This window comes from Pseudomonas sp. X10 (assembly GCF_054889225.1).
Window position 1 is genome coordinate 5,412,542 of the sequence record NZ_CM142677.1, and the last position, 13,587, is coordinate 5,426,128.

The 13,587-nt window shown below is 63.5% G+C and carries 10 protein-coding genes and 1 pseudogene; 6 read left to right on the top strand and 5 right to left on the bottom strand.

Annotated elements, in window-relative coordinates:
- Positions 1-24: 24 nt before the first annotated feature.
- Together mutM and ACYU03_RS24590 are read right to left on the bottom strand one after the other, a co-directional pair.
- Positions 25-837, bottom strand: a complete 813-nt coding sequence (gene mutM, locus ACYU03_RS24585) for a bifunctional DNA-formamidopyrimidine glycosylase/DNA-(apurinic or apyrimidinic site) lyase (protein WP_461887197.1) — start codon at positions 835-837, stop codon at positions 25-27.
- 3 nt (positions 838-840) lie between these two features.
- Positions 841-1,653, bottom strand: coding sequence for an HDOD domain-containing protein (locus tag ACYU03_RS24590; RefSeq protein WP_461891548.1), 813 nt, complete (start codon positions 1,651-1,653; stop codon positions 841-843).
- A gap of 207 nt (positions 1,654-1,860) precedes the next feature.
- Between ACYU03_RS24590 and ACYU03_RS24595 the strand changes: the two genes are divergently transcribed.
- Both ACYU03_RS24595 and ACYU03_RS24600 read left to right on the top strand, forming a co-directional pair.
- Positions 1,861-3,057: a class I SAM-dependent rRNA methyltransferase gene (locus tag ACYU03_RS24595; RefSeq protein ID WP_461887198.1), complete on the top strand. Its 1,197-nt coding sequence runs from the start codon at positions 1,861-1,863 to the stop codon at positions 3,055-3,057.
- A gap of 315 nt (positions 3,058-3,372) precedes the next feature.
- Positions 3,373-3,561, top strand: a pseudogene (locus tag ACYU03_RS24600) (MFS transporter); the annotation flags it as partial.
- Between the two features lie 182 nt (positions 3,562-3,743).
- Here the strand turns inward: ACYU03_RS24600 and mgtE are convergent.
- Positions 3,744-4,799 (bottom strand): magnesium transporter, encoded by a 1,056-nt coding sequence (mgtE, locus tag ACYU03_RS24605; RefSeq protein ID WP_461887199.1) that lies wholly within the window; start codon positions 4,797-4,799, stop codon positions 3,744-3,746.
- 507 nt (positions 4,800-5,306) lie between these two features.
- Between mgtE and ilvD the strand changes: the two genes are divergently transcribed.
- Positions 5,307-7,148, top strand: a complete 1,842-nt coding sequence (gene ilvD / locus ACYU03_RS24610; protein WP_461887200.1) for a dihydroxy-acid dehydratase — start codon at positions 5,307-5,309, stop codon at positions 7,146-7,148.
- Positions 7,149-7,459: 311 nt separating this feature from the next.
- Here ilvD and ACYU03_RS24615 read toward each other — a convergent pair whose 3' ends face one another.
- Positions 7,460-8,515: an HAD family hydrolase gene (locus tag ACYU03_RS24615; protein WP_461887201.1), complete on the bottom strand. Its 1,056-nt coding sequence runs from the start codon at positions 8,513-8,515 to the stop codon at positions 7,460-7,462.
- 242 nt (positions 8,516-8,757) lie between these two features.
- Between ACYU03_RS24615 and ACYU03_RS24620 the strand changes: the two genes are divergently transcribed.
- Entirely contained in the window at positions 8,758-10,149 is a 1,392-nt protein-coding gene (locus ACYU03_RS24620) for an L-cystine transporter (RefSeq protein ID WP_461887202.1), read from the top strand.
- A gap of 100 nt (positions 10,150-10,249) precedes the next feature.
- Here ACYU03_RS24620 and ACYU03_RS24625 read toward each other — a convergent pair whose 3' ends face one another.
- Positions 10,250-10,768 carry a dihydrofolate reductase gene (locus tag ACYU03_RS24625; protein WP_461887203.1) on the bottom strand — a complete coding sequence of 173 codons (519 nt, stop codon included), beginning with the start codon at positions 10,766-10,768 and terminating at the stop codon, positions 10,250-10,252.
- A gap of 75 nt (positions 10,769-10,843) precedes the next feature.
- Here ACYU03_RS24625 and ACYU03_RS24630 point away from each other — a divergent pair, with 75 nt between their 5' ends.
- On the top strand, positions 10,844-12,223 hold the full coding sequence (locus ACYU03_RS24630) for a DUF2868 domain-containing protein (protein ID WP_461887204.1): 1,380 nt from the start codon (positions 10,844-10,846) through the stop codon (positions 12,221-12,223).
- Positions 12,216-13,580 carry a GTPase/DUF3482 domain-containing protein gene (locus ACYU03_RS24635; RefSeq protein WP_461887205.1) on the top strand — a complete coding sequence of 455 codons (1,365 nt, stop codon included), beginning with the start codon at positions 12,216-12,218 and terminating at the stop codon, positions 13,578-13,580. Before ACYU03_RS24630 ends, ACYU03_RS24635 begins: the two co-directional genes overlap by 8 nt.
- Positions 13,581-13,587 lie beyond the last annotated feature (7 nt).

A 13,587-nucleotide genomic window follows, 5' to 3' on the forward strand; every position in this document is an offset into this window, starting at 1 on the left:
GCATGGCGCAGCCCCGAGACCGCCTCAGCGTTGGCAGCGCGGACAATACACGCTGGCACGCTGGCCCAGCTTGATCTCACGCAGGGTCGTGCCGCAGACCTTGCACGGCTCGCCGCCGCGGCCATAAGCGAACAACTCCTGCTGGAAGTACCCCGGCTGGCCATCTCCGCCAATGAAATCACGCAAGGTCGTACCACCCCGCTCGATGGCGCAGGCCAGGATGCGCTTGATCTCAATCGCCAGCTTCAGGTAACGCGCCCGGGAAATGCCGCCAGCCTCGCGGCGCGGATCGATCCCAGCAGCGAACAGTGCCTCGGTCGCGTAGATGTTACCGACACCGACGACCACCGCGTTATCCATGATGAACGGCTTGACCGCCATGGAGCGGCCACGGGACAGCTGGAACAGGCGCTCACCATCGAACAGGTCGGTCAGCGGCTCCGGCCCCAGGCGAATCAGCAACTCGTGATTGAACGGGTCCAGGCTCCAGAGCATGGCGCCGAACCGCCGCGGGTCGGTGTAGCGCAGGGCCAGGCCCGACTCCAGTTCGATATCCACATGCTCGTGCTTGCCCGCCGGCAAGCCCAGTTCGACCAGACGCAAGTTGCCCGACATGCCCAAGTGACTGATCAAGGTGCCGACCTCGGCGTTGATCAACAGGTACTTGGCACGCCGTGCGACCGTGACGATGCGCTGCCCGGACAGGCGCACATCGAGGTCTTCGGGAATCGGCCAGCGCAGCCGGCGGTCGCGCACTACCACACGGCTGACCCGCTGGCCTTCCAAGTATGGCGCAATACCGCGCCGGGTTGTCTCGACCTCTGGCAGTTCTGGCATGACTCAGTGCCCACTCATTTCGCGGATGGTCTGTTTGAGGTTCTCGAAGTCGTACTCCGACAGCCCGATGTAGTCGAGCACGAGCGGCCCGACGATTTCCCATTCGTAGTCCACGCTCTGGTTGCCCAATACCCGGTAGGACGCGCAGATGTGCTCGGACATCTTCAGGATGGCCAGGAGGTTCTTCAGTTGGCTGTTGCGCGACGACTCGTCGCAGAATACCGCCAGAGCATTGTGGTGGTTGGCAATGGCCGCGCTGATGTGTTCCGGCAGACGCCAGGACTTGGCGGTGAAGTAGCCGACCACCGAATGGTTGGTGTTGAAGATCCGGTTCTCGGTATCCACGATGCGCTGCTCGGCACCCGCATTGGCGTACGCCTGCTCGAGCACGTTCATGTACTCAGGAAAGCGCTTGAGCATCAGCGGCACGCCGCAATCATGGAACAGCCCCAGGGTATAGGCCTCGTCCACGGCCTGGATGCCCGTGCGCTTGGCCAAGGTCAGGCAGGTCATGGCCACATCCTGGGCGGTATCCCAGAAACGGTTGAGAGTGACGATGGTCTCGTCGCTCATTTCGCCCTTGATCGACTGCGCGTTGATCAGGTTGATGATCGAGCGGCTGCCCAGCAGGTTCACTGCGCGCTGGATCGAGCCGATCTTGTTGCTCAGGCCGAAATGGGCCGAATTGACCAGCTTGAGCAGAGCACCGGAAAGCCCTGGATCCTGGGATATCAGCTTGGCGATGGTTTCCAGGTCAGGGTCGGGCATGTATTGCTCGAACTGCAGGTCGACCATGATCTGCGGTTGCGGCGGAATACTGATGCCTTGCAAGGCTTGCTGGATCTGTTCGGAGGAAAGTTCCTGGGACATGTCTACACACTCGGAATTGAGGCGCGATTTTAACCCTGTGGTCCATCAGGGTAACAACCACTGATTCGGTCCGGAGGAACTTTACTTTAGCCGGGCCCGCGCCGGGGACGTGGCCGACACGCTATACTCCCGCTCTTTTTCCGGAGCGACGTCATGTCCCTGCCCAGCCTTCGCCTCAAAGCCAACGCCGATCGCCGCCTGCGCGCCGGCCACCTGTGGGTCTACAGCAATGAAATCGACGTCGCCGCGACCCCGCTACAAGGCTTTCGCGCCGGTGAACAGGCGATCCTCGAGGCCGCCAACGGCAAGGCCCTGGGCGTCGTGGCCCTGAGCCCGAACAACCTTATCTGCGCCCGCCTGCTGTCGCGCGACGCCAAACTGGCCCTGGACAAATCGCTGCTGGTACACCGCCTCAATGTCGCCCTGTCGCTGCGCGAGCGCCTGTTCGACAAACCTTGCTACCGCCTGGTCTATGGCGACTCCGACCTACTGCCGGGCCTGGTGGTCGACCGTTTCTTCGACATCCTCGTGGTACAGCTGGCCTCGGCCACCATGGAACAGCACAAGGACGACGTGATCGCCGCCCTGATCCAGGTGCTCAAGCCCAGCGGCATCCTGTTCAAGAACGACTCCGCTGCCCGTGACGCCGAAGGCCTGGGCCGTTATGTCGAGACCGTCTATGGCGAAGTGCCGGACTGGGTCGCGCTGGAAGAGAACGGCGTGAAGTTCGAAGCCCCGGTGCGCGAAGGCCAGAAGACCGGCTGGTTCTACGACCACCGCATGAACCGTGCGCGCCTGGCGCCTTACGCCAAAGGCAAGCGTGTGCTCGACCTGTTCAGCTACATCGGCGGCTGGGGCGTGCAGGCGGGCGTGTTCGGCGCCAGCGAAGTATTCTGCGTGGACGCCTCCGGCTTCGCCCTCGACGGCGTCGAGCGCAATGCCGCGCTCAATGGCATTGCCGAGAAGCTCACCTGCATCGAAGGTGACGTATTCGAAGCCCTCAAGGAACTCAAGGCTGCTGAAGAGCGCTTCGACGTGATCGTCGCCGACCCGCCTGCCTTCATCAAACGCAAAAAGGACCTGAAGAACGGCGAGGCCGCCTACCGCCGCCTCAACGAACAGGCCATGCGCCTGCTGACCAAGGACGGCATCCTCGTCAGCGCCTCGTGCTCCATGCACCTGCCTGAGGACGACCTGCACAACATCCTGCTGACCAGCGCCCGTCACCTGGACCGCAACCTGCAACTGCTCGAACGCGGCGGCCAGGGCCCGGACCATCCAGTGCATCCGGCCATCCCGGAAACGCGGTATATCAAGAGCATTACCTGCCGGTTGTTGCCGAATAGCTGATAGACAAGCAATCCCGGCCCTGATCGTATGAGTGCCTGCAATCAGGGCTGCTACTCAGCCCATCGCGACACAAGGCCGCTCCCCCAAGCCCTCTGTGGGAGCGGCCTTGTGTCGCGATGGGCGCGCAGCGGCCTAAAACCAAACGACTGATGTCTGAAGTGAACAGCAGTGCCCCAGAAAAGATAAGAGCGAACCTACACAGCTACCGGAATACTCCTGAACACTTCGAGAAAGCCCCTGGACTAAGCCTCGACCTTTCCTTGCCACGACAAGAAAACAACGGTGGTCCCGCAAATAGTCTTTCTCCTGTTGCTCATGAGCCTGTTGGGCGTATTCCCTCTCGATGTCATTCTCCCCTCCTTCCCAGCCTTAGCGACGAACTTCGGTGTCAGCACAACTGACATCGCCTACTCGATCAGCCTTTTTGCAATCGGCGTCGCCATTTTTCAGTGCATCATCGGGCCATTATCCGATCACATGGGCCGCAAGCGCTTGTTGCTGGCAAGTGGGTGTTGACGCTCTGGCTCATGGTCGCAGGATTATCAGTGGCCGGTATGCTGCTGCCGATGATCATCTGCACAGGCGGTGGCGACCCTAGCCTTGCGATTCATCGGGGTGGGAGTGTTCGGCTGGCTACTGCTGATGAGACTCTCGAACAGCCAGCCGATCACTGCCCGTTAGGACGATCAGATTTCCAATACCTGCGCAGCAATCCCGAAGTACACCAGCACGCCGGCGGCGTCAGCGATGGAGGTCACCAGCGGGCCGCTGGCGGTAGCTGGGTCGAGCTTCAGGCGGCTGAGCATGAAGGGCAGGCTCATGCCGATGAGACTGCCGATCAGGACGATCACCAGCATGCTGCAGGCGACGATCAGGGCGATGTCCGGGCCGCCGCGCAGGATACCGAGCGAGGCCACCGCCACGGCCATGGTGCAGCCCAGGGCCAGGGCAACACCGCATTCACGACCGAGCAGGTGCAACCAGTCTCGCAAGGCCACTTCACCAGTGGCCAGGCCACGGACCATCAGGGTCGCTGACTGGGCGCCGGCGTTGCCGCCGCTGTCGACCAGCAGGGGCAGGAAGAACACCAGGGCGATATGGGCGGCGATGGTCTCCTCGAAGGCAGCGATGCCCGCCCCGGAAAACAGGTTGCCGAACACCAGCAGCACCAGCCAGAGCACGCGCTTGCGGTAGAGCAGGCCGATGGTCGCGTCCTTCAGGTTGCCAATGTGGGTGCCGATCAGCGCGCCCTTGTGGAAGTCCTCGGTGGCCTCTTCGACCACCACGTCCAGAGCCTCGTCGCAGGTGACGATGCCCATCAGGCGCCCTTGCCCATCCAGCACCGGCACAGCCAGCAGGTCGTGCTGGCGGATCAGTCGGGCCACGTCTTCCTGGGGCGTGTCGGTACGTACGCTGATCACCTGGCGGATCATCAGGTGCTCGATGGGCAAGTCGGGCGCGGCCAGGATCAGTTCGCGCAGGGACAGGGTACCGAGCAGGTTGCGTTGCCCGTCGAGGACATAGGACTGGTAGATGGTTTCGGCGTCTGCCGCCTCGCGGCGCAGCATGTCGATGGCCTGGCTGGCGCTGAGGCCATTGTCCAGGCTGGAATACTCGCTGCTCATCAAGGCGCCAGCAGTGCCTGGTGCGTAGCGCTCGGGTTGCAGCAGGTGGTCACGTCGGGCCTGGGCCTGCTGGCGCAGGTCGACGGTAGGGGTGAGGCTGTCGGAAAGGTGGTGCATGAGGTTCTCCAGGCGCCGGCACAGGCGCCCACAGACCTCAGCCTTGCAGGCTCAAGCCGTCGGCAGCCCTGGCGACGGCGCGCTCAGTGCCAATTTGCAGGTTCGTGATGAACTGAAACTGGGAAGGTCCATTGAGGTCTTGTCTCGTGAAGCCGCACATGCGGCGCCGGGATAATAGGCAACCAAGGCTGCGGCGTCAGCTGGAAAATGGGCTTTGCGCATCATTTCAGAAGGGTCCTACAAATCGCCCGCCAACCTGAAAACCCTCAATCCACCGCCGTAAAGCGGCCAGCCATCCATAACGCCATTCCTTCACCGCGCCAGCGGTGTAGAATCGGGCTATTCATCGCCAGACATCCCCGGCGGGTTTATGAGCTCTGGTCGAACACGCGGCGATCCCGTAGTGCTTTCGGCCTCATCCGTGCCAGCGGCTACCGGCCTTCGGCACAAAGGACAAGAGAAGCTCACTTCCCTTTTATGACCTGATTTAGCCGCCAGGAGTGCTTCATGCCTGATTACCGCTCGAAAACGTCCACCCACGGCCGCAACATGGCCGGCGCCCGTGCCTTGTGGCGCGCCACCGGGATGAAGGACGACGACTTCAAGAAACCGATCATCGCCATCGCCAACTCCTTCACCCAGTTCGTCCCGGGCCACGTGCACCTGAAGGACCTGGGCCAGCTGGTGGCCCGCGAGATCGAACGCGCCGGAGGCGTGGCCAAGGAATTCAACACCATCGCGGTCGACGACGGCATCGCCATGGGCCATGACGGCATGCTCTATTCCCTGCCAAGCCGCGAGATCATCGCCGACGCAGTGGAATACATGGTCAACGCCCACTGTGCCGACGCCATCGTCTGCATCTCCAACTGCGACAAGATCACCCCCGGCATGCTGATGGCCGCCCTGCGCCTGAACATCCCGGTGATCTTCGTCTCCGGCGGCCCGATGGAAGCCGGCAAGACCAAGCTGGCCAACCACGGCCTGGACCTGGTCGATGCCATGGTCATCGCCGCCGACTCCTCGGCCAGCGACGAGAAAGTCGCCGAGTACGAGCGCAGCGCCTGCCCGACCTGTGGTTCCTGCTCCGGCATGTTCACCGCCAACTCGATGAACTGCCTGACCGAGGCCCTGGGCCTCGCCTTGCCGGGCAACGGCTCGACCCTGGCCACGCACTCCGACCGAGAGCAACTGTTCCTGCAGGCCGGCCGCACCATCGTAGATCTGTGCAAGCGTTACTACGGCGAGAACGACAGCAGCGTCCTGCCGCGCAGCATCGCCAACTTCAAGGCGTTCGAGAACGCCATGACCTTGGACATCGCCATGGGTGGCTCGACCAACACCATCCTGCACCTGCTCGCCGCTGCCCAGGAAGGCGAGGTGGACTTCGACCTGCGCGACATCGATCGCCTGTCGCGCAAAGTGCCGCAGCTGTGCAAGGTGGCGCCGAACATCCAGAAGTACCACATGGAGGACGTGCACCGTGCCGGCGGCATCATCGGCATCCTCGGCGAGCTGGCCCGCGGGGGCCTGCTGCACACCGACCTGCCGACCGTGCACAGCCCGAGCATGGAAGAAGCCATCGCCAAGTGGGACATCACCCAGACCGACGATGCCGCCGTGCATGAGTTCTTCAAGGCTGGCCCGGCGGGCATCCCGACCCAGGTCGCGTTCAGCCAGTCGACACGCTGGGAAAGCCTGGATGACGACCGCGCCAACGGCTGCATCCGCAGCGTCGAGCATGCCTATTCGCAAGAAGGCGGACTGGCCGTGCTGTACGGCAACATCGCCCTGGACGGTTGCGTGGTGAAGACCGCTGGCGTGGACGAATCGATCCTGGTGTTCGAAGGCACCGCGAAGATCTTCGAAAGCCAGGACAGTGCCGTGCGCGGCATCCTGGCAGACGAAGTGAAGGCCGGCGATATCGTCATCATCCGCTACGAAGGCCCGAAAGGTGGCCCGGGCATGCAAGAGATGCTCTACCCGACCTCTTACCTGAAGTCCAAAGGCCTGGGCAAAGCCTGCGCCCTGCTCACCGACGGCCGCTTCTCCGGTGGTACTTCGGGCTTGTCGATCGGCCATGCTTCGCCTGAAGCCGCAGCCGGTGGCGCTATCGGCCTGGTGCGCGACGGCGACAAGATCCTCATCGATATCCCCAACCGCTCGATCAACCTGTTGATCAGCGACGAGGAACTGGCTAACCGCCGCATCGAACAGGACAAGAAAGGCTGGAAGCCGGCTGAAGTCCGCCCACGCAAGGTGACCACCGCCCTCAAGGCCTACGCCCTGCTGGCGACCAGCGCCGACAAGGGCGCGGTGCGCAACAAGGCGATGCTCGAAGGCTTGTAAGGCTTCACCGCAATAAAAATGGCGCCCAGTGCTAATGCTGTTCACTTAAGCTGGAACGCCTTCAGGTGGGGCTGCTACGCAGCCCATCGCGACACAAGGCCGCTCCCACAGAAGGCTTGCAAGTGGGAGTGGCTTGTGTCGCGATGGGGAGCGCAGCGGCCTCAAACCATACGACAGATGTCTTAAGTGAACAGCACTAGCCCAGTGCGTCGTTTTTTATTCAGGTTCTGTAGTGGCTGCGCCGACCCTTCGCGGGCGAGCCCGCTCCTACAGGAGTTGCGTGTTACAAGTGGGCACCTTCATCACAGTGCCTACTGGATCTGCTCCGGCGTGACGATCACCCAGTTCTTGTCCGCTGTCACCGGCAACCCCTCCCGAGCTTGGGCCGCCGCATTCTTGGCGATCATGCCATTGAGCTGGTCCATGTACTTGGCCTTGCGGTTTATCCACAGGTGGATGCCGCCCTTGCTCACGTCCACACCGTGGAACTGCATGTAGCCATCGCTGATGGGCGTGTCGCCGCCGACCAGCACCGGCTTCTTCCACTCGTCGATATAGGTGAGGATGGCCGCCTGCTTGCCCGCCATCCAGGTGGCGGGGGTCCATAGGTAAGGCGTGAGCTCCAGGTCCAGGTTGGCCTGGGGATCATAGTGGCCGGCCGTGATCTGTTTACGCGCAGTGGTCACCTCTCCGGTGCTGCGGTCCTTGAGCAGCAGGCTGACTCCGATGACGTTCTCGGGTTTGACGTTGTAGCCGTACTTGGGGTCGGAGGCGACCATGCGCACCAGCTCTTCGGACGCAGCAGAGATCACATAGACCTCGATGCCATTCTCCATCAGCTTGTTGAACAGCTCGGCCTGGCCAGTGAAGACTTTCGGCGGCTGCACGTCGATGGACTTGACCTCGTTCCCCTCATAGTAAGTACTGCGGACCGGCTTGTCGGAAGCCATCAGCTCATCGACCTGAACCTTCAGCTCCTTGAGGGTGAAGCCGGAAAACACCTGGGCCACCCAAGGGTAGCAGACCATGTCATCGATTTCGCAAAGCCGGTAGTAATAGCTGAAGAGGCTTTCCTTGTGGTCGGCGGTGTCCTTGAACGGGATCAGCTTCAGCGAAGGGTCGAGCTTGTCACGGCTGAGCAGCCCCTTGTTCTCCATGAATGGCAGCAGGGCCTCTTCCAGGTCGAAGCGGTAGCTGGTGTTGTCCATGTCGAACACCGCGTAGTTACCCTTGTTGGCGTTGGCGGCGATCATGCTGTCCAGTTGCTTGGCCGCGTCGGCGGGCCAGTGCTTGAGTTCCGTGGCCCACACCGAGGCGCTGAGCGCCAGGCTCAGGAAGGATGCGAGGATTTTCGGAGCAGACGTCATATGCATTTCTCCTGAATAAGACCCATTGAAGCTAGTCCAAACCCGCGAGATGCCCTGAGCCCCGTGCGACGCCCAAACATTCTTAAACGCCTTGTTCATTGCCACGCACGACAATCCGTTATTCCATAAACGACTATGCAAATTCGATTTAGATATAAATTCGTTTGTTTTCAGCCTGTTAGCATTTCTGTTCGCAATCGCGCATAGACGCGATGCCCCGACTCGATGTTTCTGGAGCTTCAATGAATCTGCCACTGTCACTCAATCTGCTGGCGTTCCTGGCCTTGTTGCTGGGCCTGGCGCAAACCCGCCGTACCGACTGGAGCCTGGCGAAGAAGGTCTTGCTGGGCCTGGTCCTTGGCGTGCTGTTCGGTGGCGCGCTGCATGCCCTCTACGGTGCCGGCCATCCGGTACTCAAGGCCACCATCGGCTGGCTCGACCTAGTGGGCAACGGCTATGTACAGCTGTTGCAAATGATCGTGATACCACTGATCTTCGCCTCGATCCTCAGCGCTGTCGCACGCCTGCACAATGCATCCTCGCTGGGCCGCATCAGCGTGCTGAGCATCGGTACCCTGCTGGTGACCACCGCTATCGCCGCGCTGATCGGCATCCTGTTGACCAACATGTTCGGCCTCAACGCCGAGGGCCTGGTCGCCGGCACTCAGGAGATGGCCCGCATGCAGGCGATCCAGAGTGACTATGCCGGCAAGGTCGCCGACCTAAATATTCCGCAGCTGCTGTTGTCGTTCCTGCCCAGCAACCCAGTGGGCGACCTGGCCAAGGCCAAGCCGACCTCGATCATCAGCGTGGTGATCTTCGCCGTGTTCCTCGGCCTGGCCGCTCTGCAACTGCTCAAGGACGACGCCGAAAAGGGCAACCGCGCCCTATCCGCCATCGACACCCTGCAGGCCTGGGTGATGCGCCTGGTGCGCTTGGTGATGAAGCTCACCCCGTATGGTGTGCTGGCTCTGATGACCAAGGTGGTCGCCAGCTCCAACCTGGACGACATCCTCAAGCTGGGCAGCTTCGTGGTGGTGTCCTATATCGGCATTGGGCTGATGTTCGTGGTCCACGGCCTGATCCTGGCCGCCACCGGTGTCAGCCCGCTGCGCTTCTTCCGCAAAGTCTGGCCAGTGCTGACCTTCGCCTTCACCAGCCGCTCCAGCGCCGCCAGCATCCCGCTGAACATCGAGGCGCAGACCCAGCGCCTGGGTGTGCCGCCGTCGATTGCCAGCTTCTCCGCGTCCTTTGGCGCGACCATCGGCCAGAACGGCTGCGCCGGCCTGTACCCGGCAATGCTGGCGGTGATGGTGGCCCCAGCGGTAGGTATCGACCCCTTCGACCCGCTATGGATCGCCACCCTGGTGGCCATCGTCACCCTGAGCTCGGCGGGTGTCGCCGGTGTCGGCGGTGGCGCGACTTTCGCCGCGCTGATCGTGCTGCCGGCGATGGGCTTACCGGTGGAGCTGGTGGCTTTGCTGATCTCGGTCGAGCCGCTGATCGACATGGGCCGTACCGCACTGAACGTGAACGGCTCGATGACCGCAGGTGTAGTGACCAGCCAGTTGCTCAAGCAGACCGACCATCAGGTGCTGGGTGCCGAGGCGCATGCCGAGCTGAACCACTCCTGACAGGACTCGCACGGTCTTGTAGGAGCGGCGGTTCGGCGCCCCGACTTACCCGCGATTGCGGTGGTACATTCACCCTCGCCATCGCGGGAGCGCCACGGTTTCAGCGCTTCTCCCACACCTCGAAGTGATACGCAGGCCCCTCGCCTTCCGGGGCCTGCGGCTGGCTGGATACCAGCGCCCATGCCGACTTGTCGAACGCTGGAAACCAGGCATCCCCTTGCGGGCTCAGTTCGACCCGGGTCAGGTACATGCGGCTGACCAACCCACGCTCCAGCGCCTGGCCATACAGCTGCGCCCCGCCGATCAGCATCAGCTCGTCGACGCCCTGCTCCCGTGCCCACTGCTCTGCCCGAACCAGAGCGTCCTCCAATGAAGCGAAGACTTCGGCGCCCTCGAGGCGCAAGCCAGGCTGGCGGCTGACCACCAGGTTCAACCGGCCTGGCAGCGGCCGGCCAAGCGAATCCCAGGTCTTGCGGCCCATGATGATCGGCTTGCCCAGGGTGGTGGCCTTGAAGTATTTGAAATCCCCCGGCAGGTGCCAGGGCATGCTGTTGTCGATGCCGATCACGCGGTTCTCGGCGAGCGCCGCGATCAGGCTGAGGGGGAGTGATGTGTTCATGCCGGCGAGGATAGCAAAGGCCGCCCCGCGATGCCTGGGTTATGCTGTGGGCTGATTTGTTCAACGGAAGACCCTGTGACTGGACTGACTGAACTCGACAAGCGCTGGCTCACCGAAGCGGTGCGCCTGCGCGAGGAACATGCCGGCCCGCTGGAAGACCAGGAAGCCAACCGCCGCGCCCGCCAGCAGGGCGGCGACTTGGCTGCACGTATCGAAAGCCGCGCCCTGTGGCTGGCCGAACGCGATGGCATGAGCACTGCCCTGCTGCACTGGAAACAAGGTGCGCGCCTGGCCCTTCTGGCCCTGCTGTTCATGGCGGTGCTCAGTGGCGCAGGCCTGGCCTTCGCGGCCTTGGGCGACGGCCAACGCCCGGTGAACGTGTTCTGGGCCTTGGGCAGTCTGCTGGGTGTGAACCTGATGCTGCTGCTCGGCTGGGCGGCGGGTTTCTTCCTTTCTGCCGAACACAGCACGGGCCTTGGCCGGCTGTGGCTCTGGCTCAGTGAACGCTTTGCCCGCGATGCCAAGGCCGCGCACCTGGCACCGGCCCTGCTGGTGCTGCTGCAGCGCCAGCGCCTGAACCGCTGGCTGCTCGGCCTTCTGGTGCACAGCCTGTGGCTGGCGGCACTGGTCTCGGCGCTGGCCCTGTTGCTGGCCCTGTTGGCGACCCGACGCTATGGCTTCGTCTGGGAAACCACCATTCTCGGTGCCGACACCTTCGTCACCCTGACCCAGGCCCTCGGCGCCCTGCCCTCCCTGATCGGCTTCAACACCCCGGACGTGGAAATGATCCGCGCCAGCGGCGACAACCTGCCCGCCCTCGACCTGGCCCGCCAGGCCTGGGCCGGATGGCTGCTTGGCGTGCTGATCGTGTACGGCATTCTTCCACGCCTGTTGCTGGCACTGCTGTGCCTGTGGCGCTGGCGCCAGGGCCGCGAACGCCTTGCCTTGGACCTCAACCTGCCCGGCTACAACCCGCTGCGCAGCAGCCTGATGCCCAGCAGCGAACGCCTGGGCGTACAGGATGCCGAGCCCGATACCCTGCCGCAGTTCACCTCCAGTCAACTCGACAGCGGCAGCAGCGGCGCCTTGCTGGTCGGCCTGGAACTGGATGATCAGCGCCCCTGGCCGCCAGCCCTGCCCAAGGCCGTCAAGGATGCCGGAGTTCTCGACAGCCGCGAGTCGCGCAACAGGTTGCTGGAACAGCTCAGCCGCTTCCCCCCGGCCCGCTTGGCGATCGCCTGCGACCCACGGCGCTCGCCGGACCGCGGCAGCCTGGCGTTGCTCGCGGAGCTGGCGCGCAACGCTGGCGCCACACGCGTCTGGCTGCTGCAGGCGGGACCCGGCCAAGCCCTGGACGCCGCGCGCCTGGGCGATTGGCACCGGGCGCTGGACCAGCTCGGCCTGCCCCACGCCGACACGGCACCGATGAACTGGCTGGAGCATGGCCATGACTGAGCCATTGAAGCTGGCCGTGGTCGGCCACACCAACGTCGGCAAGACCTCGCTGCTGCGCACCCTGACCCGTGATGTCGGCTTCGGCGAGGTCTCGCACCGGCCCAGCACCACGCGCCATGTAGAAGGAGCACGCCTGTCGGTGGACGGCGAACCGCTGCTGGAACTCTATGACACACCAGGCCTGGAAGACGCCATCGCCTTGCTCGACTATCTGGAACGCCTGGAGCGCCCGGGTGAACGGCTCGATGGGCCGGCGCGCCTGGAGCGTTTCCTCCAAGGCAGCGAAGCACGCCAGCGTTTCGAACAAGAGGCCAAGGTGCTGCGCCAGTTACTGGCGAGTAACGCCGGCCTCTATGTGATCGACGCCCGTGAACCGGTGCTGGCCAAGTACCGTGACGAGCTGGAGGTGCTGGCCGGCTGCGGCAAGCCATTGCTGCCGGTGCTTAACTTCGTCGCCAGCCATCAGCACCGCGAGCCGGAGTGGCGCGAGGCCCTGGCTCGCCTGGGCCTGCATGCGTTGGTGCGGTTCGACAGCGTCGCACCACCGGAGGATGGCGAGCGCCGCCTGTATGAAAGCCTGGCATTGTTGCTGGAAGATGCCCGGCCAGCGCTGCAACGGCTGATCGATGACCAGCAGGCACAGCGCCTGGCGCGGCAGCACAGCGGCAAGCGCCTGATCGCCGAGTTGCTGCTCGATTGCGCGGCCTGCCGGCGCAGTGTCGAGGCCGAAGCGGCCGCCGAGGCCAAGGCCATCGAGGCCCTGCGCCAGGACGTGCGTCAGCGCGAACAACGCTGCGTCGAAGCCCTGCTCAAGCTTTATGCCTTCCGCCGCGAAGATGCCAGCGCCGGTGACCTGCCGCTGCTCGACGGCCGTTGGGGCGATGACCTGTTCAACCCCGAGACCCTCAAATTGCTCGGTGTGCGCCTGGGCGGCGGCGTGGCTGCCGGCGCGGCTGCCGGTGCCGGAGTCGATCTGCTGGTTGGCGGCCTGACCCTCGGTGCCGCCGCACTGGCCGGCGCCATTGCCGGCGGCGCCCTGCAGACCGCGCGCAACTACGGTTCGCGGCTGATGGGCAAGCTCAAGGGGCAGCGCGAACTGACCGTGGATGACAGCGTGCTACGCCTGCTCGCCTTGCGTCAGCAGCAATTGATGCAAGCCCTCGACAGCCGTGGCCATGCCGCACAAGACAGCATCCGCCTTACCGCGCCACAGGATCAGACCTGGCGCCAAGGCAAGCTGCCCGAAGCCCTTGGCAAGGCACGGGCACATCCTCAATGGTCGTCTCTCAACCCCGGGGCAAGGGTGAACCAGGTGGAGCGACAGGAGCAGATCGAGGCGCTGTTGCAAGAGCTCTGAACCCCGT

Bases quoted from the DNA above. Each gene is read 5' to 3' on its own strand.
- mutM (WP_461887197.1), bottom strand. From the start codon at position 837: ATGCCAGAACTGCCAGAGGTCGAGACAACCCGGCGCGGTATTGCGCCA.
- ACYU03_RS24595 (WP_461887198.1), top strand. From the start codon at position 1,861: ATGTCCCTGCCCAGCCTTCGCCTCAAAGCCAACGCCGATCGCCGCCTG.
- mgtE (WP_461887199.1), bottom strand. From the start codon at position 4,799: ATGCACCACCTTTCCGACAGCCTCACCCCTACCGTCGACCTGCGCCAG.
- ilvD (WP_461887200.1), top strand. From the start codon at position 5,307: ATGCCTGATTACCGCTCGAAAACGTCCACCCACGGCCGCAACATGGCC.
- ACYU03_RS24615 (WP_461887201.1), bottom strand. From the start codon at position 8,515: ATGACGTCTGCTCCGAAAATCCTCGCATCCTTCCTGAGCCTGGCGCTC.
- ACYU03_RS24620 (WP_461887202.1), top strand. From the start codon at position 8,758: ATGAATCTGCCACTGTCACTCAATCTGCTGGCGTTCCTGGCCTTGTTG.
- ACYU03_RS24625 (WP_461887203.1), bottom strand. From the start codon at position 10,768: ATGAACACATCACTCCCCCTCAGCCTGATCGCGGCGCTCGCCGAGAAC.
- ACYU03_RS24635 (WP_461887205.1), top strand. From the start codon at position 12,216: ATGACTGAGCCATTGAAGCTGGCCGTGGTCGGCCACACCAACGTCGGC.